Annotated in this window: 25 protein-coding genes and 1 pseudogene; 21 read left to right on the top strand and 5 right to left on the bottom strand. The window is 43.8% G+C overall.

Annotated features, from left to right (window positions below):
- Nucleotides 1–295: 295 nt before the first annotated feature.
- From BP97_RS0113555 to BP97_RS0113545, 3 genes are all read left to right on the top strand, one after another.
- Nucleotides 296–760, top strand: coding sequence for a GNAT family N-acetyltransferase (locus BP97_RS0113555; RefSeq protein WP_028549585.1), 465 nt, complete (start codon nucleotides 296–298; stop codon nucleotides 758–760).
- A 203-nt stretch (nucleotides 761–963) separates the two neighbouring features.
- On the top strand, nucleotides 964–1,314 hold the full coding sequence (locus BP97_RS0113550) for a YciI family protein (protein ID WP_028549584.1): 351 nt from the start codon (nucleotides 964–966) through the stop codon (nucleotides 1,312–1,314).
- Nucleotides 1,315–1,319: 5 nt separating this feature from the next.
- A complete protein-coding gene (locus tag BP97_RS0113545) occupies nucleotides 1,320–2,543 on the top strand; it encodes an RNA polymerase sigma factor (RefSeq protein WP_036745854.1) in 1,224 nt (407 codons plus the stop codon).
- Nucleotides 2,544–2,753: 210 nt separating this feature from the next.
- Here the strand turns inward: BP97_RS0113545 and BP97_RS0113540 are convergent, their stop codons facing one another.
- On the bottom strand, nucleotides 2,754–3,155 hold the full coding sequence (locus tag BP97_RS0113540; protein ID WP_028549582.1) for a VOC family protein: 402 nt from the start codon (nucleotides 3,153–3,155) through the stop codon (nucleotides 2,754–2,756).
- A 265-nt stretch (nucleotides 3,156–3,420) separates the two neighbouring features.
- Between BP97_RS0113540 and BP97_RS0113535 the strand changes: the two genes are divergently transcribed.
- From BP97_RS0113535 to BP97_RS0113505, 6 genes and pseudogenes are all read left to right on the top strand, one after another.
- Entirely contained in the window at nucleotides 3,421–3,909 is a 489-nt protein-coding gene (locus tag BP97_RS0113535) for a GNAT family N-acetyltransferase (RefSeq protein WP_028549581.1), read from the top strand.
- Nucleotides 3,910–4,049: 140 nt separating this feature from the next.
- Nucleotides 4,050–4,401, top strand: a pseudogene (locus BP97_RS0113530) (IS110 family transposase); the annotation flags it as partial.
- Nucleotides 4,402–5,243: 842 nt separating this feature from the next.
- A complete protein-coding gene (locus BP97_RS36195) occupies nucleotides 5,244–7,451 on the top strand; it encodes a PrsW family glutamic-type intramembrane protease (RefSeq protein WP_051620561.1) in 2,208 nt (735 codons plus the stop codon).
- A 15-nt stretch (nucleotides 7,452–7,466) separates the two neighbouring features.
- The gene (locus BP97_RS0113515) at nucleotides 7,467–7,967 is read left to right on the top strand and encodes a hypothetical protein (RefSeq protein ID WP_028549579.1); all 501 of its coding nucleotides are present in this window, start codon (nucleotides 7,467–7,469) and stop codon (nucleotides 7,965–7,967) included.
- 183 nt (nucleotides 7,968–8,150) lie between these two features.
- Complete coding sequence (locus tag BP97_RS0113510; protein ID WP_028549578.1) at nucleotides 8,151–9,305, top strand: serine hydrolase domain-containing protein; 1,155 nt, start codon at nucleotides 8,151–8,153, stop codon at nucleotides 9,303–9,305.
- A gap of 128 nt (nucleotides 9,306–9,433) precedes the next feature.
- The gene (locus BP97_RS0113505; protein WP_028549577.1) at nucleotides 9,434–10,204 is read left to right on the top strand and encodes an AAA family ATPase; all 771 of its coding nucleotides are present in this window, start codon (nucleotides 9,434–9,436) and stop codon (nucleotides 10,202–10,204) included.
- Between the two features lie 66 nt (nucleotides 10,205–10,270).
- Here BP97_RS0113505 and BP97_RS0113500 read toward each other — a convergent pair whose 3' ends face one another.
- Nucleotides 10,271–10,582: a hypothetical protein gene (locus BP97_RS0113500; protein ID WP_028549576.1), complete on the bottom strand. Its 312-nt coding sequence runs from the start codon at nucleotides 10,580–10,582 to the stop codon at nucleotides 10,271–10,273.
- 97 nt (nucleotides 10,583–10,679) lie between these two features.
- On the opposite strand from BP97_RS0113500, the gene BP97_RS0113495 reads away from it, so the two are divergent.
- The 8 genes from BP97_RS0113495 (at nucleotide 10,680) to BP97_RS0113455 (ending at nucleotide 15,816) form a co-directional block, all read left to right on the top strand.
- Nucleotides 10,680–11,264, top strand: coding sequence for a GNAT family N-acetyltransferase (locus tag BP97_RS0113495; protein ID WP_156043207.1), 585 nt, complete (start codon nucleotides 10,680–10,682; stop codon nucleotides 11,262–11,264).
- Nucleotides 11,265–11,604: 340 nt separating this feature from the next.
- Nucleotides 11,605–12,351 (top strand): class I SAM-dependent methyltransferase, encoded by a 747-nt coding sequence (locus tag BP97_RS0113490; RefSeq protein WP_028549574.1) that lies wholly within the window; start codon nucleotides 11,605–11,607, stop codon nucleotides 12,349–12,351.
- Nucleotides 12,335–12,778: a GNAT family N-acetyltransferase gene (locus tag BP97_RS0113485; protein WP_028549573.1), complete on the top strand. Its 444-nt coding sequence runs from the start codon at nucleotides 12,335–12,337 to the stop codon at nucleotides 12,776–12,778. The genes BP97_RS0113490 and BP97_RS0113485 overlap by 17 nt, the downstream gene beginning before the upstream one ends.
- A gap of 23 nt (nucleotides 12,779–12,801) precedes the next feature.
- Nucleotides 12,802–13,479, top strand: a complete 678-nt coding sequence (locus BP97_RS0113480) for an HAD family hydrolase (protein WP_028549572.1) — start codon at nucleotides 12,802–12,804, stop codon at nucleotides 13,477–13,479.
- Nucleotides 13,480–13,498: 19 nt separating this feature from the next.
- On the top strand, nucleotides 13,499–13,867 hold the full coding sequence (locus tag BP97_RS0113475) for a VOC family protein (RefSeq protein WP_028549571.1): 369 nt from the start codon (nucleotides 13,499–13,501) through the stop codon (nucleotides 13,865–13,867).
- Between the two features lie 171 nt (nucleotides 13,868–14,038).
- On the top strand, nucleotides 14,039–14,719 hold the full coding sequence (locus BP97_RS38840) for a VOC family protein (protein ID WP_051620560.1): 681 nt from the start codon (nucleotides 14,039–14,041) through the stop codon (nucleotides 14,717–14,719).
- A 171-nt stretch (nucleotides 14,720–14,890) separates the two neighbouring features.
- The gene (locus BP97_RS0113465) at nucleotides 14,891–15,454 is read left to right on the top strand and encodes a GNAT family N-acetyltransferase (protein WP_197035461.1); all 564 of its coding nucleotides are present in this window, start codon (nucleotides 14,891–14,893) and stop codon (nucleotides 15,452–15,454) included.
- Between the two features lie 116 nt (nucleotides 15,455–15,570).
- The gene (locus BP97_RS0113455; protein WP_051620559.1) at nucleotides 15,571–15,816 is read left to right on the top strand and encodes a helix-hairpin-helix domain-containing protein; all 246 of its coding nucleotides are present in this window, start codon (nucleotides 15,571–15,573) and stop codon (nucleotides 15,814–15,816) included.
- A 313-nt stretch (nucleotides 15,817–16,129) separates the two neighbouring features.
- On the opposite strand, the gene BP97_RS0113445 is transcribed toward BP97_RS0113455, so the two are convergent.
- Nucleotides 16,130–16,714, bottom strand: coding sequence for a TetR/AcrR family transcriptional regulator (locus BP97_RS0113445; RefSeq protein WP_028549568.1), 585 nt, complete (start codon nucleotides 16,712–16,714; stop codon nucleotides 16,130–16,132).
- Nucleotides 16,698–17,636 carry an SDR family NAD(P)-dependent oxidoreductase gene (locus BP97_RS36185; protein ID WP_051620558.1) on the bottom strand — a complete coding sequence of 313 codons (939 nt, stop codon included), beginning with the start codon at nucleotides 17,634–17,636 and terminating at the stop codon, nucleotides 16,698–16,700. Before BP97_RS36185 ends, BP97_RS0113445 begins: the two co-directional genes overlap by 17 nt.
- Nucleotides 17,637–17,931: 295 nt before the next feature.
- Here BP97_RS36185 and BP97_RS0113435 point away from each other — a divergent pair, with 295 nt between their 5' ends.
- Complete coding sequence (locus tag BP97_RS0113435) at nucleotides 17,932–18,489, top strand: GNAT family N-acetyltransferase (protein WP_028549567.1); 558 nt, start codon at nucleotides 17,932–17,934, stop codon at nucleotides 18,487–18,489.
- Between the two features lies 1 nt (nucleotide 18,490).
- A complete protein-coding gene (locus BP97_RS0113430) occupies nucleotides 18,491–18,943 on the top strand; it encodes an HIT family protein (RefSeq protein ID WP_028549566.1) in 453 nt (150 codons plus the stop codon).
- A 38-nt stretch (nucleotides 18,944–18,981) separates the two neighbouring features.
- Here the strand turns inward: BP97_RS0113430 and BP97_RS0113425 are convergent, their stop codons facing one another.
- A complete protein-coding gene (locus tag BP97_RS0113425) occupies nucleotides 18,982–19,410 on the bottom strand; it encodes a VOC family protein (RefSeq protein WP_028549565.1) in 429 nt (142 codons plus the stop codon).
- A gap of 215 nt (nucleotides 19,411–19,625) precedes the next feature.
- Between BP97_RS0113425 and BP97_RS0113420 the strand changes: the two genes are divergently transcribed.
- A complete protein-coding gene (locus BP97_RS0113420; protein WP_231506293.1) occupies nucleotides 19,626–20,240 on the top strand; it encodes a YdcF family protein in 615 nt (204 codons plus the stop codon).
- 26 nt (nucleotides 20,241–20,266) lie between these two features.
- Nucleotides 20,267–20,920 (top strand): HAD family hydrolase, encoded by a 654-nt coding sequence (locus BP97_RS0113415; protein ID WP_028549563.1) that lies wholly within the window; start codon nucleotides 20,267–20,269, stop codon nucleotides 20,918–20,920.
- Nucleotides 20,921–20,966 lie beyond the last annotated feature (46 nt).

Here is a 20,966-nt window from a genome sequence, read left to right as displayed (position 1 = left end):
ATGTTCCGTTAACATTCGGGATTTTGTTATAGATCCAAATGTTGGGGCAAAAAGATTTTATGAAAAAAATAATTTTATTGAAGTTTCTTGTTTTGTTGAGCATACTTACATTTCATAATCTATCATACAGATTTTGTTGAGTTAACGGGCACGATAGTTCAATAAACTACAAAGATGCGGCTGCCGATCTATGTCGGCAGCCGCGTTATGTTATCAGGCAGTTGTATTAATAAAAGGAATTTAATGAGAATTCTAGTATTAATATACTAAATGAATTATCAGAGGAGTTGAGAAAATGAATATACGTAAAGCAGATATTAATGACATCCCGCAATTAATAAGCATGCGGTGGCAATTTACTTTAGAACATGAAGTTGTGCAACCTGAAGTATATAAAGAATGTACAGATATTTATGCGGAATTTTTAAAATCGGCATTAAATGATTCACGATGGACTATTTGGCTATCCGAAAGAGAGGGTAAAATACTGTCTCATGTTTATATTCAACAAGTGGATGTAGTTCCTCGACCGGGTAAGAAGCTTTCTCCTTTAGGATATGTTACAAATGTTTATACTCTTCCAGAGTATCGAAATAGAGGAATATGTGGAGAGATTCTTGAAAAGGCAAAATTATTTGCAAAAGAGGAAAATTTAGAGTTACTTATAGTTTGGCCAAGTAATAAAAGTATTAACTTTTATCAAAGACATGGCTTTTCACAAAATACCGAGAACATGGTTGCGGTTTTAAATGCCTATTAACCTTATACACACAGACAAGGAACAAGTTGCTAGCGCTGCTATTACCTGAATAGTTTGGGTTTTGAGATGGCCTTGAGTTGCTTTACATGTCGTTAAAAAAATAATATTTTCACATGATGTAGAAATCCATCGATCGGGCTCGTCATTATTTGTGAAAGACGTTGTGAAACAACCCACTATGAACTTTGAGAGGAGCAATAACCATGAATTACACATTGTTAATGTATGAAACGACAGAGGATTTCGCCAAACGAACCGATCCGGTTCACAAGGAGGCATATGCCGCAAGCTGGGCTCATTATGTCACAGCGTTGCGCGATTCCGGCATTGTTGTAAGCAGCGCGGGTCTCCAGTCCCCGGAGACAGGGACCACGCTCAGCCGTAAGGACGGCAAATTGCTGGTTCAGGATGGCCCGGTTGCTGAAACGAAGGAGCAGATCGGGGGTTTGATTATCATTGATGTGTCGGATATGGACGCCGCATTGGAATGGGCGGCACGTTGTCCGGGGAGCTCGGTTGAGGTCCGCCCCAACTTGCAACCGATTTTGAAATGAGCGACATGCAAACTCGCCAAATAATCGAACAGACGGCCCGTGAATCTTACGGCCGTCTGGTTGCATTTCTGGCTGTTCGTTGGCGCGATCTGGCCGCGGCGGAGGATGCGCTTGCAGACGCTTTTCTGGCCGCGCTGGAAAAATGGCCTGTGACTGGAGTGCCGGATACACCAGAGGCATGGCTGCTCACCGCTGCACGGCGTCGGCTGATCGACGGCACCCGGCATACCCGCGTGGAAGCCGGTGCAAAGCAAGCTTTGATTACAATGGCAGAAGACGCACAGCAATGGGCCGGAACCGAGACATCATTCCCGGATGAACGGCTCAAGATGCTATTTATTTGCTCTCATCCCGGAATTGACCCTGCTGTGCGCACACCGCTTATACTCCAGTCCGTGCTTGGCCTTGACGCGGCCCGCATTGCTTCGGCTTTTGTCGTTAAACCTGCTACGATGGGGCAGCGTCTTACCCGGGCTAAAGCTAAACTGAAGAGCGATGGCATTAGATTCGACTTGCCCGGAAAGGATGAATGGCCGGAGCGCCTTGATGCCGTGCTTGAAGCCATTTATGCAGCTTATGGAAGCGGCTGGGATGATATAGCCGGCATAGATCCGCGCAGGAAGGGGCTGGCCGAAGAAGCGATTTTCATGGGAAGGCTGATTGTGCGATTCATGCCGGACGAACCGGAAGCGCTCGGATTGCTGGCTCTTATGTTGCACTGCGAAGCGCGCCACCATTTGCGGCGCGAGGAGGCAGGCGGCTATGTACCATTATCCGAACAGGATCATTCACGTTGGTCGATCGAGATGATCGAGGAAGCGGAGCATTGCCTTCGTACTGCCGCTCAAGGGAAGCGCATCGGGCGGTTCCAGCTTGAAGCGGCGATTCAATCCGTACATGCTCAGCGTGCCTGGACTAGCCGTACGGAATGGGAAGAGATTGCTCTTCTGTACGAGGGGCTGGTAGGCATCGCTCCAACGATCGGCGCAATTGTCGGCCGCGCGGCAGCAGTTGCCGAAGCGCGCGGCACCGAATCCGGGATGGCGCTGTTGGATGAAATACCGGCAGAAGCGGTTAAGAGCTATCAGCCATATTGGGCGCTACGCGCCCATTTGTTCAAAAAGATGAAGAGATTCGAGGAGGCTCGCGCTGCATACAGCAGGGCCATCGGACTGTGCATGGATCAATCCATTCGAGAGTTTCTGGAGAAGCAATCCGTCGAATGTTAGGCAGATGATACGATAGCGCAATAGTCACCATCACGAGGCTGCCGTTTTGGAACCAATATATTAACACTGGCTAACCCAGGTGATTTGTATTAGTTTGACCCACGAATTTTTCCTTCTAAGCATCAATTTTGATTTGAATGACAGATATGAGATTATACGGGGTATAAAAAAAACGCCGGTGACCTTAAGCAGGTGACCGGCGTTTCCATATTAGCGTTTCGGCATTTTGCTCTCATCCATGTACAGCAGGTTCCAGCGGTGACCGTCCAGGTCGGCAAATCCTGCGCCGTACATCCAGCCGTCAATTTCACTCGGCTTGCCAAAGATGCTTCCTCCGGCAAACTCTACTTTTTGAATAAAGACATCTACTTCTTCTCTGCTTGCAGCGCTGATGGAAAATATTACCTCTGCGCTATGGGAAGTATCTGCGGTTTTTGAACCTGTAAATTGCTCAAACGCCGCATCCGGGAACAGCAGAATCGTTGTTTGGCCTATGGCAAGCTTGGCTCTCTCGTTACCAACACTCACCGCATGGAATCCAATCTCATTGAAAAAGGCAGTTGATCTCTCAACATCTTTGACCGGCAGGTTAATCCAAATCTCCTGTGACATGGCTATAGCCTCCTGGAATATATTTTCAACTACTCCTACTATACTCTACTTCTGGTAGCAAAAGCGAATCTTATAAAAGAAACCGCAAGGTATGACATTCCCGTCATGAATCCTGCGGTTTCCTTAGGAAACTTATTTACTTGTCTGCAGCTGCTCCCTGTTTTCGTTAAGCTAAAGGGCTGGATACTTGAATAGGTTGAATTACTTGGCCAATAATATTAAAATTGATAACTTATAACTTTTTAGATATTGGGGGAATGAAACAATGCAAATTCGTGAAATTGAAGAAAAGGACAATCAAACAATAGAGTTAATTATTAAACGCTCATTGAAATCATTTAACCTAAACATTCCGGGAACAGCATATTTTGACCCTCAACTGAACAGTCTGGCACAATATTACAAGGAACAATCAAATTCAAAGTATTGGGTTGCAGTGAATGATCAAAATGAAGTGGTAGGTGGTGTGGGGATTGCACCATTTGGACAAGAACCGGGAATTTGCGAGTTGCAAAAGCTATACATTACACCAGAAGCTCAAGGTATGGGTCTGTCGAAGGATCTTATGAAAGTAGCACTCGACTTCGCCAAGGAACACTATACACACTGTTACTTAGAAACATTGAAGAAACTTCAAACAGCAAATCTCCTATACATCAAATTAGGTTTCCAACAACTTGAAAGACCACTAAATGGTTCAGAGCATAATGCTACGGACGCTTGGTTTATAAAAGATTTATCGTTTTTGGGTTAGTGTAATTTTAAGAAATAATTCATTCAACTAAACATTCCTGTTAGTCCTAAGCAAAGGACTTTGTCAAAAAAGGAGCGCCTCGGTATGATGGGTTTGTCAACGGGTTTGATACCCAACACCATCAGGGAGGCGCTCTTACTATGAAATTTAAACAATCGGATAGACAAAATCAACGGCTTGAACGAATTACCACCTCTCATCTTGTTATCGGAATTGACATAGCCAAGGAGACGCATGTAGCGCAAGCTACAAATTTTCGTGGTATTGTTCTTACGAATCGGCATCTTTCGTTTAAAAAAAACACACAGGGCACTATTCGAACAACCTTGCGAATTGGCTGGTTGGGAAGGGATTCAACGTCTTTTCGTGAATCCAGCGACAACGAAACGAAACAAGGAAAACAGGGATAACTGCCCTTCCAAGAGCGGTCCCAAAGACGCTCTCGTCATTGCAGGCGTTGTCAGCTGTGGATATTACTACGATTACACTCGGCATTTCTTCTATTCCTGCATACCTAAAACAGGGTTTCCCAGTACCCAATAGCTTAGAATTCCGATAAAGGTTACATAATTAGTTGATGAAATCCTGCGAAGGAGTGAGTATATGTGAGATAGACCCTTAAAACCGGGACGGGTGCGAGAGTTCAATAAAAAACTAGGACGAGGCAGCCTGCAAAAATCGAAGGCCTCGTTACGCTAACTCGTATATTAATTTATTGAAAATTAACTAGATTATGGTAATATAACAAGCGATAATATTACCAAGGGGTGTATTTAAACTACATGGATTCAGGATCAGTATTTTCGATTTTATCGGTATTGCCGATAGTTTTGTTTATTATCTACGGATTATTTATACTGCTTGGGTTATATAGCCTCTATTTATTCATTAAATTTATGATCAGGGGGATTACAGCATTGGATATATACATTGATGAAAAGAAAAATAAGCGATTATAATCCAGATAATCCTCACATTGCGTAAAATCGTTTGAGTGGACGAAGCTTTCAACATTTTTATCCTCAGTACGTTGATTTACTCCTCGAAGCAGCCCCTGACGTATGACTTGAACCTGGTGTCCCGGATTTTTTATCAACATAATCCACCAAGATTTGAGACCAACGCCTTTTGTCACATTTTATGATAATGTCTATAATACTGGTATCCCGCGAGAAATAGGTTAGGTACATGTGGCGGGTGTAACTGTATGAACCTCCGCTCCGATCGATCGGTGACCATGGTTTTCATGAATTCAGTTGTTTACTCATGGCCGGACCGTCGTCAAGGGAGACGTCCCGCTCGCACGAGGTCGGCTTTAAAAGGAGGCGACCGTAGTGAATACGATATGGTCCATTCGAACCGGAATTCGGGATTTCCTTGAGGCCATCTACCGAACTTACCAAGCATGGATTGAGAAATATCCGTTTATTAAAACGGTGTATATGATTTTTTCCTGGTTGTCGCTGATCATGTATGTTGTAAGCTTGTTGTTCGTTAAAGAATCGCGCACCATGATGGTTCAATATTTATGGTCGTTTTATGTACTGCTGCAGTTTTGGTTTCTATGTCGAAGCAAAACCATGCCGTGGAAATCGATAGTTCTGTTCGTTCTGGCAGGCGTTTTTCTTGTCGTACCGTTCACGACGCTTACGGTCAATGCTTTCCACGTTCTTTTCGGCGGAAAAACTGCCGACACTTGGTCTATTGCTGTTATCACGCCAATTTTCGAAGAATTGTGGAAGCTCCTTCCAATCAGTATATTCCTATTGTTTTCACGTCGAGCCTCCGCCTTGAGTTTGAGCGATTATACACTCATCGGAGCGGCGACCGGCGTCGGCTTCCAACTGATGGAAGAGCTGTCCAGAAGGTGGCTAAGTACCGGGATTCTTGCGAAAAAGTTCGGTTACAGCTTTACGATGCTGGGCGGCGAAACGATCCATTGGGACTTTTTTTCGCTGTTTCCCGGGCGTTTCGAAGAAAGTGTTTTTCCTACATTAATGACCGTCGGTCATCCCGTACATACCGCCATGATCGCGCTTGCGTGCGGAATTGCCTATCGGCTGCGGGCAAGACTGACGAAATGGTTTTTTCTGCTCCCGGCAATCTTTTTGCTTTGGTCTATCCTGGATCATGCTGCGTATAACGGCCAACACAAGCTGCCACGTTGGGTGTTCCGGCTTCATGATTGGACCGGCAGCGGTTATAAAACTCAACCGGTTTTCCTGCTGATGCTGGCTGGATCGCTCGTTGCCGATTACTGGTCGCTGAACAAAATACGAAACCGTCTTCCGTTGCTGCCGAACGAGACGCTTCTTAATCCGTTCACAGAGCTGTGGAATATGATCCGCTCTTTTTGTCTGGACAGGGGGAAATTCATATATTGGCTAGGCTTTTACCGGGAGCGCAGGGAGCTGGGATTTCATATGCTCTACGGGAACGAGGAAGCGGCCGATAGGCAGGAGCCTATCCGGATGCGTGTGAATGGTCTTTGCCAGGCGCTGACCGGGCTCGCGGTAATTTTACTTGTTGCCGGTCTGTTCGCAGGCATTGGGGCTCATACGGGCGGAGGGGAAACGGCGTGTTTCGCCTGCATGTTCGATTCGCTGCAAAATTGGTGGGATCGGCTGGAATGGTATGAGCAGGGAGCGATCGTGCTCGGTGCCCTTGCCTTGTCACTGCTGTTCGTCGGATTCTGGCCGGCATTAGGCTTCGCGATGACTGCGGCGGGGGTTGCCGGGAGTGGACATGAGATTGCCGGTTACATCCGCGATCCCAGGAAGCTGCTGACTCCAGAGAATTTGCTTTCCGTGGCGGTAGGCATTGTACTAAACCGAATCCCGTTCGGCAAAGCGTTAAGATTTGCAGGAGCGAAAGGGCGCCGGTATGTGCGCAAGCTTCTGGATAAGCTCGGCTCTCGGAAGCCGGATGTTGACGTGCCGCGTAAACCTCCGAAAACCGAAGGTAAAAGTCCAGATAAGCATCCAGACGATCCCGAGAAACAGAATAAGGATACGCCGAATAAGGATAAAGCCGATGAGGGGACGGGAGACCTAAAAACCGAAGAGGTTATTGCTCCACAGAGTGGGAAAGCAATTAAGGTTTATACAGATGGGAATACGATAATACCCGTTGATAAAATCGAGAAATATTTGAGGGGTAAGGTCAACGTTAATATTCAAGAAGTGACACAAGAACTTCGAGATTTAAAGCAATTAAGACAGACTCAAAGAAAGGTATTTGATGCAGACCCTCAAAACGCCAAACGAATTAAAAGACTTGAACAGATGAAACATAATTTTGACCGTTCGGACGATATGAGACAAAAACTCGAGTCGATAGGACTTAGTGATACAATAGAGAATAACCAGTCTATTGCAAAACATTTATTAGAAGTAGGCCAACAGATCAGACCTGAAAATACGCTGGATTTCCCAAGTCTACTGGAAGGTCCTAATGGAAAACTCAAAGTTTTAACAACATGGAAGATGGTTGATGGACAGCCGTATTTATCAACTATAAAATTAATCCCAACTACCATTTAGTTATGGAGGTGTATTATGGAAGACAATAAGAAAATAGCAGACGCAACAGCCTTGGACAAAATTGTTAATTATGACACGTATATTCCCAATATGAATAACGACCAATTAATTGCGATTGTAAACAGTTTAGAAAATTTTGACGAAGTCGCTACTACTTTAACAGAACTATCAATAAGGGATAAGGATAAAGCGATACCTTTCTGCTCTAAGATACTGGAAGAAAACTTGGGTGATGAGTTTCTCCAAGCGGTTGCATTTAATTTGCTTTATGAAGGTGACCATGAAAAAGCTATGGAGATAGTTAACAAAAATGTATTAAGTGCTCCTGCGGCATTATTAGGGGCAATCATGGATAACTTGTCCACGGATAGTTTACAACCATTTGGACAGTCACTTTCTTCGGGGGTTCTAACTTCAATTATAGATAGATATTTAGAATTGAGTGATGCTGATAAGAAACGTATTCATGAGAATTATGAATGGTTTCAGGAATCCTATGAAGACAAACTTGTATAAAATAAGGTTCTAATAGTAAATACGTCAATATAAAAGCAAGAGCCACTCCTGTTTGTTGGAGTGGTTTTTTTAGATAGATCTTCTTATTCATTTTTATTTAGTATTGTTATGCTGTATAGCAACAATATGGAATTACATGGTATAATTTTATTTTAAAGGAAAATCATTTCGAGGGGGTTTAAGATGAGTCTACGATATGGGCATCCTAATGAAGCGGGAATGTGTGAATCGCGAATTGCCAGATTGGAATCATTGCAGCAGCAATGGGTTGACAGCGGAGTGTCCCCGATTATAGTTTCATTAATTGCGCGCAAAGGTATCATTGTTTCGCATAAGCTGTTTATTGACCCCGCATACGATAAAGCGTACGGTCCGATGGACCTCAATACCATATTTCAGCTTGCTTCTATCTCGAAGCCGGTGACGGCTGCAGCTATCCTGCTATTAGCGGAAGAAGGTAAGGTTGCGGTTGCTTTACCCGTACAAGATTACATACCGGAATTTGTCGGCGAGAAAAAAGAAAACGTTCTCATCCATCATTTAATGACTCATACGTCCGGAATCGATGTATCAAAAATTTGGCAATCGGCGAATAACGGTGAGGCTGGAATCGATATGAGCCAATGTCCAGAGAATCAGCATCCTGGAGTATACAAATATGTAACGGCGGGGTATGCGGCGCCATTGTCTTCATTTCCCGGGACGGAAATGAGCTACTGCAGCTACGGCTTTGTATTGTTGACTGAAATTATCCGACGTGTGACGGGTCAAAGCTTTGAGAATTTCATGACGGAGCGCCTATTTCGACCGTTAGGTATGAAGGACACATCGTTCATCGTACCGCCAGACCAATATCCAAGGGTAGCCAAACATCCGTCGAATGCACCGTTTCCGCGCTTTGCCGATTACGAGAACTTGACTGTTCCTTGGGGAAGCAGCGGGCTATGCTCAACGGCATACGATATGGCGGTGTTTTGCCAAACTTTCTTAAATGGCGGGATATATGACGGTCACAGGCTTCTTAGCAAGCTGAGCGTGCAAAAAATGACCATGAACCAAGTCCCGGGTGTTTCCTCTCGATTGGGTGACGAATTTTTTAAAGAAGCTTACTGGGGATTAGGCTGGAACGTTAGCGGGACCAAACACGATTACACGGGGACCTTAAGGTCCGAGAAAACGTATTCACATTCCGGACGCGGCAATACGCAAATTATGGTTGATCCGGAGAATGAGCTTATAACGATTAATTTTCAAGTGACGATGAAACGAGTCAAAGACCGGCCTTATCATCATTTTGAATATTTTAATGATGCTGCGTTAGCTTGTATTGTAGATTGATTTTTACTTGAGACAGCAGGGAGCTTGCTTATCAGCGGCTCCTTGTTTGTAGTTGAAATGGGAACCTACGTTTGGTAAAATAAGGATTACTTACAAACATTCGGGCTTTAGTGGAGCTGATGAAGCAGATGAAGAGGCACTCTCGCGATCCCTATTTGAGACAGATCGAATTGATACGCGATCGCATTCCTTCTTTTCAACAATACCCGTTCAATTTGGGTTCTATTAAGAGCTTGCATACATTATCCTTCCATCCCAAGGTTACCTATATAGTGGGAGAGAACGGAATGGGAAAATCGACGTTAATGGAATCTATTGCCGTTGCATGGGGATTTAATCCCGAGGGAGGCACGAAGAACTTCTCATTCTCAACGCAAGCCACTCATTCAATACTGCATGAGTACATTCGGTTGGTGAGCGGCGGGCGTAAGCCTCGGGACGGATTCTTTTTTCGAGCGGAGAGCTATTATAATCTGGCATCACATATTGAGGAGTTGGATAGCGAGTTTTCCTTCGGCCCGCCGATCAAGGATTCCTACGGTGGAAAGTCGTTACATGAGCAATCTCACGGCGAATCGTTTTTTGCCGCATTCCTTCATCGATTTGGAGGGCAGGGGTTATATATACTGGATGAGCCAGAAGCCGCACTGTCCCCATTCCGGCAGATGGCTATGCTGTCGCGTATTCATGAGCTGGTCCTACAAAATTCCCAATTCATTATCTCGACGCATTCGCCTATTCTGATGGCGTATCCAGATTCGACAATCTACTATTTGACACCAGATGGGATAGAGAACAGACGGTTGGAGGATACGGATCATTTCATCATCATGAAGCAGTTCCTCAACAATAAGGAGCGGATGATCGATGAACTGTTTGATAGTCGTGATGAAGAATAATTATCAACTATACCTAGCAAGCCAAAGGCGCTCGGTATCATCCGCGGCGCCTGAAGGAAAGCCTTATTAATCGTATTTCTCATCATCGATTCTAATCTTATTTTCCACAATAAGCTCGGCTTCTGTTTCAAAGTTCAAGTACAACGGTACCGGGAGCTGGTCCGTAATTTCTTGAACGAAGGGATGCTCTAGCAATTCATCTAGGGTTTGTGGCCGTGATTCTAACTCATTTACCCATTCGCGTACAGCTTCAATGAATCTATAAAAGGATGCTTCAAATGCATTTGCCATCTCTTCCGCCTCATCTTGGTCTGAGCGCGACATGGAATTCCAATGGTTTAAAGTTGTGTCCAGCGCCTTGGTTACTTTCTCATTCATCCTAGATCCCCCCTAATCCAATCGTATGTTTCCTATATCCTATTATACTTGCGTTTCACTATAGAATCTCTCTATCCGCTAAAGATATGATTTTTGTTTGAAAGATGACAAAAATGAGGTGTCGACATTGCTGGCTAAGGATGACCGAGTATCGATTCGTTTAATGATTGATACCAATGAAGATTATTCAAGACTAATGAAATGGCTCAATGACGAGCAGGTGCTGCGCTACATCGAAGGACCCGGAACCCAGTATACCCTAGAGCAAATAATGGATAAATATGGACCTCGGGCAAGAGGCGAGCATTACGTAACACCTTGTATGATAGAGCTTGAGCATGCTCCTATAGGTTTTTTACAGTTCTATCCTTTGCAGCAGGAAGAGATCGAAGCTTACGAGGCCAAGGAGGATAAACCGCAGTACGGCATGGATATTTTTATTGGAGAAAGCGATTATTGGAACCAAGGGATCGGGACAGCGGCCTTGCGGTTGGCGATTCATTATTTATTCGACGAGCAGGGCGTGGAGGACATTTACATCGATCCCCGAACCTGCAATACAAGAGCAATCAGAAGCTACGAGAAATGTGGATTTGAAAAGGTTAAGGTGTTGTACGGACGCGAGTTGTTCGATGGGGAGTATAAAGACAACCAGATCATGCGGCTTTCATCTGATGCATAGGAGGAGGAAACTATGGATATCCGGGAGCTTCTGAGGACGGACTAAAGTCGGAGAAGAATGTTTCAAAATGGATTGGAAAGCGTTGCTATCCAAGTACAGTCAGCGCATTGCAGGAAGCGGAATACTTATTGCTTGCAGGGGCAACCATGCAAATCTATAATGAAGCTAATCTTTCAAATGAGGTGAAATGAATGCAAATCCGTACGATTCGAGATATTTAGTTATCGGGCTGGGTAAAACGCGTGCCAGCTATCAAGGGGGAGCTCTGCTCTTTTGATCGTATGACTAAGGCTTGAGTGGTATGGATGTATGTATTCTCATTTTGAAAGGTGGTAATTCCATGAATGGTTTTGATTATAAAAACTTTTACGATAAGGTTGGAGCTATAAACGGATGGGATTTCAGTCGAATCCAGTGTCACTCTGAAGGAGTGAAATGGGACTTTTACCACGAGGTGGCACAAAGGTGCAAGCAGTCGCATCTATTGCTGGACATAGGGACTGGCGGAGGAGAGCAGCTATTAACTATCGTTAACGAGGTGCTGCTGTTAGTAGGAATCGACATTTCGGACAGTATGATTCGAACAGCGAATAGCCAGCTTGCCAAAGAGAGCAATGTCCGTTTTTTGCAAATGGATGCGGGGAAGCTATCATTTCCTGATTCATTTTTTAATGTGATTTCATGCCGTCAATCCGACTTTACTGCTCTTGAAGTGGCTAGAGTATTAGCTGAAGATGGGGTATTCCTCACTCAACAGGTTGCCGAGGGCGATAAGCTCAACTTGAAGCAGGCGTTCCAACGGGGACAAAGCTATGGTGAAGTGGATGGGCTACTGAAACACCAATATATACATGATCTGCAGGAGGCTGGCTTCAAGGAGATTCAATCCTTTGAGTATGACGTAACAGAGTATTATCGAACCTATGAAGATCTAGTATTTCTGTTAAAGTATACTCCGGTTATTCCGAATTTTGGTCAAGAGGAGCATGACTTCGACCGGCTTCGGTCATTTATAGAAGAAAACGGCACCGCCAAAGGGATACTGACGAACATAAAGAACGAGGTACCTGATGATGTTTACGATTAGAGAAATGAAGATTGAAGATTATGAGCAAATGATTGCTTTATGGCAAGGTATCGATGGACTGGTGTTAAGAGAAGCAGACTCCAAGGAAAATATTGAAGCCTATTTACTTAGAAACTCAGGACTAAGTTATGTATGTGAGGATAACGATTCTGTAGTCGGAACGGTACTATGCGGGCATGACGGGAGAAGAGGATTCATCTACCATGTAGCAGTGAATCCGGACTATCGGAAGCAAAAGATCGGACACAAGCTTGTTGAAATCAGTTTAAATAAGCTGAAAGAGCAGGGGATTGATAAATGCCACATTTTTGTTCTTGAGGACAATAGGATCGGAAATCAATTCTGGACAGCAAGAGGATGGGAAAAGAGAAGCGGGTTTTATGTCTATACCAAAAGTACCGGTCAGAAAGCAGCCATCGGTAAATAATAATCGTTTCCGAGGTGAGGTAGATGATCTTTTTTGATTTGGATGGAACGTTAATGGATTTTAAAGCGGCGGAGCTTTTGGGAGTTCAAGCTTTTCAGCAGCATTACGGCAACAGGTATGATTATAATTGCAGTCAGGAAGATTTTTACGATGCGTGGTGCCGTATTGGACAAAAGCATTACTCGCGTTTTTTGAGCGGAGAGTTGACCTTTGAGCAGCAGCAGGTGGAACGAATGAAAGAGCTGGTGTCTAAGGAGATCAATGATGAGGAAGCGGCAGCTTGTTATCAGACGTATATTCAACATTTTGAGATGCACTGGCAGCCTTATGAGGATGTAATTCCGTGTCTTCATAAACTCGCAGGTCGCCGACTAGGTGTGATTACGAATGGGGACTCCAATCAACAGAGGCTCAAGCTGGAACGGATGGGGCTGACGGATTACTTTGAAATGGTGATTACATCGGGAGAGCTGGGATACTCCAAGCCGGATGCCGCCATTTTCCATTATGCTCGTGAACGCGCAGGAACTGATTTACATGAGATGATCTATGTAGGTGATGATGTACGAACGGATATCGTCCCATGCGAAGCCCTCGGCATCAAGGGAATATGGCTGAACAGACGGAATGAAAGCCCAGCCGCACCCGTAAAATATAAGATAACTACGCTGAACGATTTATTCGAATATCTATCTTCATGATCAGAAAAGGGGAAATCCTATGAAAGCCATTCAACTTCGTCCTTTTATCCCGTCAGGGCAAGATTATGGTCTTGCTCAGCGTTTTTTCGAAGCACTAGGCTTTGAAAAAATATACTCGGATAATGGTTTGAGTATTTTTCGGATCGATGGTCAAGATTTTTATCTGCAAAATTTTCACAATCAAGAGTTTCAGGAAAATTTCATGATCGAGCTGTTAGTTGAAGATCTTGATGGCTGGTGGAATCAAATCCAAGCTTTGGAGCTTGTGAAGAAGTTTCCTGTTCGGGTGAAGGAACCGACTCTATACCCTTGGGGAAAGCGTGAAATTCATCTGATTGACCCGGCAGGGGTTTGCTGGCATATTGCTGAAGCATCCGCAAGATCCTAACAGAGCGAGGGATAAAACGATGCTTTCTATCTTTAAAGGATGAGATGGAACAAATTCCTCGATAAATTTCAAAAAAGCGTTGGGCTAATGTCAGATTATCAGCTTGTGATGGCATCCTTCATTTTATCAGGCAAAATGCCCTGAACAAATCCATTATTCAGGAGGCTTAAAATGAGCGTACAGATGAAATCGGAGGACCAAAACAAAACGTTTGAATGGAAAGGGTTAGCTTGTGTCTATATTCCAACAAGGGATGTAGTCAAGGCTTCGGAATGGTACTACCAAGTACTGGGGATGAAAGCTAGCATTCTTGAACCTGGAAGTCATGCCATGTTATCGATGCCTGGAATGGGATTGTTTTTAATTCATACCGATCATGAATCGACAGTCAACTTTTATAAAGAAGAAGGCGGCGAGCCGCAGGCTGCTTGGTGCTTTAGTGTCAAAAATATTGAAGAGCTTTACAGCAATTTGAAGGCCAATAACGTACAAGTTACGGAATTGAATGATCGTGACGATTGTGGGATTAACTTTCAGTTCTATGACCCAGACGGCAACTATTTTGATGTAAATGATGATCATCGGATTTTTGTTCCTTTGAATAGGGTTAAGAAGGAAGAAGAAATTTTTGCATTGCTAAAGCGTAAGATCGGATCGAAGGAAGCTTTGGCTGATTGGGATGCTGTTACCGAAGCATTAGGCAACAATAAAAGATTGCCGTGCCGGTTCGTCCTTCATGGTTGGGAGGAATTTGGTTCGAGCTGGCCAGCACAGGCGGCGGAATTAATGCAGCGGCTGGAGAAGCACAATGAGATACATGCAGATAGACGGGCAGAAGTTATTGTCCGATAATACGATTAAACTTATAGGATTTGAAAACGGTTGCTTCGGCTGCCGTTTGTTTTTTATTTCTAATCACTTTCAATAACGGAGGAATGTTCATAAATAAATGAATTTTTACTGCCGGGGTAAAGGAAGCATGTGGTAATTTGTTATTAGGGTGAAGAAAGGAGGGGAATTAGTATGATCCTTTTAGAAGGAAGCCGTATTTATTTGCGAGAATTTAACCTCCCCGATTGGGTTGGTGTACACGCCTATGCTTCGCAGGAAAGAGTGTGCCGATTCCAGCCTTGGGGACCTAATGATGAGGAACAATCGAAATCATTTGTTAAACAGGTCATGGTAGATGCTGAACAAATGCCTAGAACACGTTTTGTATTCGCCATAGTGGAGCGGGCTACTGAAAAGATGATAGGTGCAGGGGAATTCAATATTAGAAGTATGAATGACAGAAGCGGCGAGATTGGTTACATCGTCAATCCAGATTATTGGGGTCAAGGCATTGCTACGGAGACAGCTAAATTATTAGTGAATTTTGGTTTCGAGGAGTCCCAGATGCATCGTATTTACGCTACTTGCGACCCAAGGAATGTAGGATCGTCGAAAGTCCTTACCAAAATAGGGATGACTCAGGAAGGAAGATTAAGGGATGTACTTTTAATAAAGGACGGATGGCGTGATTCGTTTGTATTCAGCATCCTCGAGCATGAATGGAAAGCGGGGATGTGTAATCGCCCTGGAGCCTAATTTCGATCCCTCGATCAAGGATGAAAGGCTGAAGGATGTATTGGATATGATAAATGAGGAATTGATAGCAGCTAAGAAAATTATGAATATACAAAAAGTAAAAAAGGAGAATGGTCATGATGGAGAAGAACGGTAATATATCTAAGGTAGATAACGTTGCTAAACTAGAATCAGACCTTCCTGTTGGTTTAGCGAAGCCTGCATTAAGGGCACTCATAGGGGCTGGCTACTTACGTCTGGAGCAATTTACCAAGCTTAAGGAATCTGAGGTTCTTCAGCTGCATGGCATGGGTCCTAAAGCTATCGACCTGATTCGTCGTGCTCTTGCAGAGAAGGGACAGACCTTTGCAGATGGATCTTAATAAGTGCCAGCAGACACCAAACCAGACAGAGAGGAAGCAACATATGATTAGAAGCTTTGTACAGGGAGAAGAACCCTATATCATTCAATCCCACTATGCTTATTATAATAAAGAACATCAATTTGATTTATCCTTTAAGCAGTTTATCCAAGCTTATGCAGCATTACGATGAAGCTAAAGATCATTTATGGGTCGGATTGTTGGGTGAAGTAATTGAAAACTTCGCAAGTGGAATCATGCTAAGGAAAAACCTAAGTAAGATGATTCCGACAAAAACGACTGCCTCCTTAGTTATGCTGAATTCAGGATACTATTACCTTAAAATCTTTATGAGACGGTCGATCTCATTCAGCCAACCTTTTGCAGGGGCTTCCTGCAGCATCAATCCCGTTATTATGGAGAAATAGAGTATTAGTAGTTCGTAAGGATCCCCCTCGCAAAAATCCCCTGTTTGTTGTCCTTTCGTCAGTATGGGAACCAGTCGATCGATTGTTTCTTTAGGAGAATATTGAAGCAGGATTTCTTTTGCTTTGACGGGAACATCTTCTGATTTTTGGGCATTCTGCAGGAGGAGAAAAATATATTTGTGACTCTCATCAAGCATTTGTATCGTCAATGCTTTGATTTGCTCCAAGGGAGTACCCGACAGATGATGAATGTTATTTAATGCGAATTGGGCCTCTTCCATGGCTTCTTGCACAAGTATAGTAAAAATCTCTTCTTTGGATTCAAAATAACGATAGGAAAGTCCTTGGCTTACGCCGGCCTCAGACGCAATCATGCTCATTTTAGTACCGGTGATGCCTCGTTCTGCAAACACTTTAAGCGCCGCTTTCTTAATTCGTTCTTTCCGCTCATCTTGAGCGTGCTCGATTCCGGTTTCATTCGATGGTATCAACTTTATTCACACTCCAATTTTCGTTTGTCGTTTGTTCCATGCTTATTTCCCATAATTGCTTAGCTGCAGCCTTATTCTGAGCGGGTAGCGATGGAGTCTTTACCTGCATATTAGCATAGTAAAGTCCGCTTTGACCGGCGACCTCGTCTGAGTCAGCTAGCCAAACCAACGTTTCAGCACCTTTCTCGGGGCTGCGGGAAAATAATTTCATGGCTCCCATCGTCATACGTGCAAGCCGCCCGTTATTTTGATTGAAATTGGTAGAAACAAGGCCGGGATCAAAGCAATAGGTGGATACTCCAGTTCCCTCCAGCCGTTTAGCCAATTCAGTAGTAAATAAAATATTAGCCAGCTTGGTTTCCGCATAGCGAAGGGTTGCACCCCCTAGCACATTATGGGGAAAGCTGTACATGCGCTTCGCGCTGATATCTTCAAAGCGAATTCCCTGCTTTGCCATCTTATGCCCGTGGGAGGCGGTCGTAATGATGCGTGCAGCCTCGCTTTGTTTCAGCCGATCAAGTAACAGATTGGTCAAAAGAAAAGGGGCAAGATGATTGACTGCCCAAGTCATTTCTATCTCATCGTCAGTGAGCTGACGGGTCTCGAACATAGCCCCTGCGTTGTTAATTAAGATATCGATCTTGGGACACCGGGTCAAAATGTCGTTCGCAGCTTGTTGGATAGATGCTTGAGACGTCATTTCCGCTTGGAAAATGTCTACCGTTGTGTGTCCATTGGTTAGAGAGTGGATTTGAGCAGCCGCTTCATTCGCTTTGTTTTGATTACGGGCAACGATGCCTAAGTGCGCACCCCGAGAAGCCAGTTCCTTTGCCGCGGCCCATCCGATACCGCTGGTAGCTCCAGTAATGACAACATACTTGCCTTGTACCGTCCAATGACTATTATTCATTATTTTCTTCATGGTTACAATGCCTCCGTTAATGAATGAACAATTCATTCATTTTTATTCATTGTAACTCCATTTCCAGTTGTTGTAAACGGTTTTTGGTCCAGTCGATGCAAAAGATATCAATATCGTGAACAAGGGCAGTTCAACATAGGAGATTATGGCCATACTTATTTTTTCACTTCAAGGGCTCTTAATCTGTATGGTAAAATAAAACAATTAAGGATGTAGTTTGACGAAAACATAACGGGATAATTCACATACAGCAAGCAGTTATAAAATAGACAGGGAACTTGAAAGGATGGTTTCTATGCAGATTATCGATTTAACTATAGACGATAAGAAAAGTATACAAAAGGTTGCAGGCTTATTAATGGCAGGCTTTACTGAAGCATGGAATGACATTGAGGAAGCTCTGTCGGAAGTGGAAGAAAGCTTGCCGAAGGATCGAATAAGCCGAATTGCTGTTGAAAAAGACGGTACCGTCGTAGGTTGGATTGCAGGCCAAAGCAATTATAGAGGCAACGTATGGGAACTGCATCCGCTGGTCGTAGATGAAAGCTGCCGGGGTAAAGGCATCGGCAGAGCATTGGTTGCTGATTTTGAAGCGTGTGTCAAATCTAGAGGCGGTATCACGATATATCTAGGTACAGACGATGAAACGAACAGTACAAGCCTATATGGAAAAGACCTTTACCCGGATGTGCTAGGTAAAGTGATGAACATGACGAATCGGAACAGACATCCGTATGGATTTTATAAAAAGCTAGGGTATGAAGTGGTTGGAGTATTACCAGATGCGAACGGATTCGGCAAGCCGGATATTTTTATGGCAAAACGAGTCCAGGCGAGTGAGGAGAGCTTGTAGCATGGATTGTTTAGGCTGCCGAATTGCAAATGGTACTGAACCCGATGTCAAGGTGGTTTACGAGAATGAGCATGTAACCTGTGTTCTGGACATTGCTCCTTTTAACGAGGGACATACGCTCATCCTCCCGAAAAAGCATGTTGTGGATGTTGAGGAAATGGACATGGTAACCGCACATTGCATCATGGAAACCTCGATGAAGCTATCTTCGCTACTTAAACAAGTATTCCATCCGGATGGAATCTCGGTATGCCAGAATGGCGGCGTATTCAATGACTTGACTCATTATCATATGCATCTAATCCCAAGGTACAAAGAGGATGGCTTCAGTTGGAGCGAGCCTTTATTTTCTCATGGAGAGGACAAAAGATTAGAAGAAACGAGAGATAAATTGATAGAAGCACTATCCACTCAAAATAGCCTTTGCCGCAATGATGCGAACAAAGGCTATTAGGTTTCAGAACAGGCGTAATCAGCAGCTGTACCGCTGTCCTACTGTTGTTGACCTTCGGTAAAGATTTGGAAAGTGATACCGAACTTGTCCCTTACATTACCGAAAGCAGGACTAAAATGTGTTTCCTCCAGAGGCATTTTCACATGACCGCCCTGCTGCAAAGCTTCATACATTTGTTTGGATTCGCTCGCATCTCTAGTTGAAATGCAGATCGTAACTTGATTGCCGCTTTGGTGAGGCTGGCCTGGGAAGGTATCGGAGAGCATTAGGTCCGTTTCGCCGACCTTCAATAGTGCGTGAGCAATCAGCTCCTTAGCGGAATCAGGCATTGGAAATTCCGGATTTTCCGGCATATTCGCGAACGTCAGACTTTGAATTACCTTGGCATTCAATGCTTTTTCATAAAATTCAATAGCTTCCTTTGCGTTACCGTTCATGACTAAATAAGGGATCAATCTAACCGTCATAATATAATTCAGCTCCTTGAGTTCTTTTTAGTTTGATGATGCTTCGACTACGAATCGGATACCAATTGAACAACCCCACCTCCCATTATTACCCATAATACAAATGTATAACATAGAACATATGTTTGCAACACATTATTTTGACATGCCCGGTCGTTTCCATAGTTTTATGATAAAATGGAAGAGAGTTGTAAGTTTGATATTAGGGAAGCGGGGTGATTACCATTCGAATTTCAGAATTGGACCCTGATCGTTTAACGATAGAGCAGATGACGAAGTTATTATTTGAAGGAATAGCAGATGACGATCAATGCGGCGACTGCATTTTTGTTTTCGGAAGTAATAGAAGCTTAAAATATAGATTGCCGGCAGCGGTGGATTTATATAAAAAAGGCAGGGCTCCGAAGCTTCTCCTCTCTGGCGGTAACGTATGGGCGGGACAATCCAATAAATCCGAGGCTGTGTTAATGAGAGATAGAGCTATCGAGCTGGGTGTTGAACCGCAGCATATTTTAATAGAAACCGAATCGAAGCATACGAAGGAAAACGTTCTTTCATCGTTGCTGGTACTCGACAGAGCTTTTATGCTCCACAATATCCGAAGACTATTGGTCGTTACGTCCGCATATCACGTAAGAAGAGCACATTTGACTCTAAAAACCTATATGCCCCATTGGGTTGATTACACCCTATGTCCTGTAGATGACCAGTCAACAAGAAAGGATAACTGGTGGTTGAACACTGAAGGGGCTAAGAGAGTAGAAGCCGAATCCCGCAAAATTATAACGTATATAAAAATGGGCGCGATTGAAGACGACGTATTACCGTAAGCCATCAATAAAGAGGGGGATTCAGCATGATTAAGGCGGTTGTATTTGATTTTGACGGATTGATTATTGATACGGAAAGTGTATGGTATGAATCATATAAAGAAGTGTTCGAGATTTATCAAATCGAGTTTCATTGGGAACTGTTTGTGAGATGTGTCGGGACGGATGATTCCGTCCTGAACCAGTATATTGATGAGAAGGTTGCAGGTTTACAAGTGACCAGAGATGATATCAAACGTCAAGCCAGAGAGCTGCATAAAGTAAAAATGAAAGCGATTCCTATGAGAGAAGGGGTCAGGGATTATTTGAACGATGCCAAATCGTTAGGACTCAAAATTGGGCTGGCCTCCAGCTCTACAAGAGAATGGGTTGAATTTTTTCTGAAAAAATTGCAAATTGACGACTACTTTGAAGTCATTTCTACAGGGGATCAAGTAGAGAAGGTGAAACCGGACCCGACCTTATATTTGAGAACGTTAGAGCATCTAGAGGTATCAGCTCATGAATCCGTCGCTTTCGAAGATTCATCCAACGGGGCCAAGGCGGCAACAAGGGCCGGACTGAAATGCGTTATTGTGCCGAACGAATTAACTCAATTTTTAACATTCGAGAAGTATGATTTGCGACTCTCTTCTATGGACGAAATGAGTCTGGAGCAAGTCATTCAGCGTTTGAATTAAAAGACGATCAGGACACGATAACATCAAGGCCGGCTGCGAAGCCGGC

This window comes from Paenibacillus sp. UNC451MF (assembly GCF_000686845.1).
Classification (GTDB): Bacteria; Bacillota; Bacilli; order Paenibacillales; family NBRC-103111; genus Paenibacillus_S.
Note: the sequence above shows the minus strand (reverse complement) of the source record. Positions and strands in the feature narration are given on the sequence as shown.

What these genes read in the sequence shown, in the direction of transcription:
- BP97_RS0113545 (WP_036745854.1), top strand. Translation starts at nt 1,320, where the DNA reads ATGCAAACTCGCCAAATAATCGAACAGACGGCCCGTGAATCTTACGGC.
- BP97_RS0113515 (WP_028549579.1), top strand. Translation starts at nt 7,467, where the DNA reads ATGGAAGACAATAAGAAAATAGCAGACGCAACAGCCTTGGACAAAATT.
- BP97_RS0113500 (WP_028549576.1), bottom strand. Translation starts at nt 10,582, where the DNA reads ATGAATGAGAAAGTAACCAAGGCGCTGGACACAACTTTAAACCATTGG.
- BP97_RS0113535 (WP_028549581.1), top strand. Translation starts at nt 3,421, where the DNA reads ATGCAAATTCGTGAAATTGAAGAAAAGGACAATCAAACAATAGAGTTA.
- BP97_RS0113455 (WP_051620559.1), top strand. Translation starts at nt 15,571, where the DNA reads ATGATGGAGAAGAACGGTAATATATCTAAGGTAGATAACGTTGCTAAA.
- BP97_RS0113465 (WP_197035461.1), top strand. Translation starts at nt 14,891, where the DNA reads ATGATCCTTTTAGAAGGAAGCCGTATTTATTTGCGAGAATTTAACCTC.
- BP97_RS0113555 (WP_028549585.1), top strand. Translation starts at nt 296, where the DNA reads ATGAATATACGTAAAGCAGATATTAATGACATCCCGCAATTAATAAGC.
- BP97_RS38840 (WP_051620560.1), top strand. Translation starts at nt 14,039, where the DNA reads ATGAGCGTACAGATGAAATCGGAGGACCAAAACAAAACGTTTGAATGG.
- BP97_RS0113490 (WP_028549574.1), top strand. Translation starts at nt 11,605, where the DNA reads ATGAATGGTTTTGATTATAAAAACTTTTACGATAAGGTTGGAGCTATA.
- BP97_RS0113435 (WP_028549567.1), top strand. Translation starts at nt 17,932, where the DNA reads ATGCAGATTATCGATTTAACTATAGACGATAAGAAAAGTATACAAAAG.
- BP97_RS0113505 (WP_028549577.1), top strand. Translation starts at nt 9,434, where the DNA reads ATGAAGAGGCACTCTCGCGATCCCTATTTGAGACAGATCGAATTGATA.
- BP97_RS0113425 (WP_028549565.1), bottom strand. Translation starts at nt 19,410, where the DNA reads ATGACGGTTAGATTGATCCCTTATTTAGTCATGAACGGTAACGCAAAG.
- BP97_RS0113415 (WP_028549563.1), top strand. Translation starts at nt 20,267, where the DNA reads ATGATTAAGGCGGTTGTATTTGATTTTGACGGATTGATTATTGATACG.
- BP97_RS0113475 (WP_028549571.1), top strand. Translation starts at nt 13,499, where the DNA reads ATGAAAGCCATTCAACTTCGTCCTTTTATCCCGTCAGGGCAAGATTAT.
- BP97_RS0113550 (WP_028549584.1), top strand. Translation starts at nt 964, where the DNA reads ATGAATTACACATTGTTAATGTATGAAACGACAGAGGATTTCGCCAAA.
- BP97_RS0113510 (WP_028549578.1), top strand. Translation starts at nt 8,151, where the DNA reads ATGAGTCTACGATATGGGCATCCTAATGAAGCGGGAATGTGTGAATCG.
- BP97_RS0113540 (WP_028549582.1), bottom strand. Translation starts at nt 3,155, where the DNA reads ATGTCACAGGAGATTTGGATTAACCTGCCGGTCAAAGATGTTGAGAGA.
- BP97_RS0113480 (WP_028549572.1), top strand. Translation starts at nt 12,802, where the DNA reads ATGATCTTTTTTGATTTGGATGGAACGTTAATGGATTTTAAAGCGGCG.
- BP97_RS0113430 (WP_028549566.1), top strand. Translation starts at nt 18,491, where the DNA reads ATGGATTGTTTAGGCTGCCGAATTGCAAATGGTACTGAACCCGATGTC.
- BP97_RS0113485 (WP_028549573.1), top strand. Translation starts at nt 12,335, where the DNA reads ATGATGTTTACGATTAGAGAAATGAAGATTGAAGATTATGAGCAAATG.
- BP97_RS36185 (WP_051620558.1), bottom strand. Translation starts at nt 17,636, where the DNA reads ATGAAGAAAATAATGAATAATAGTCATTGGACGGTACAAGGCAAGTAT.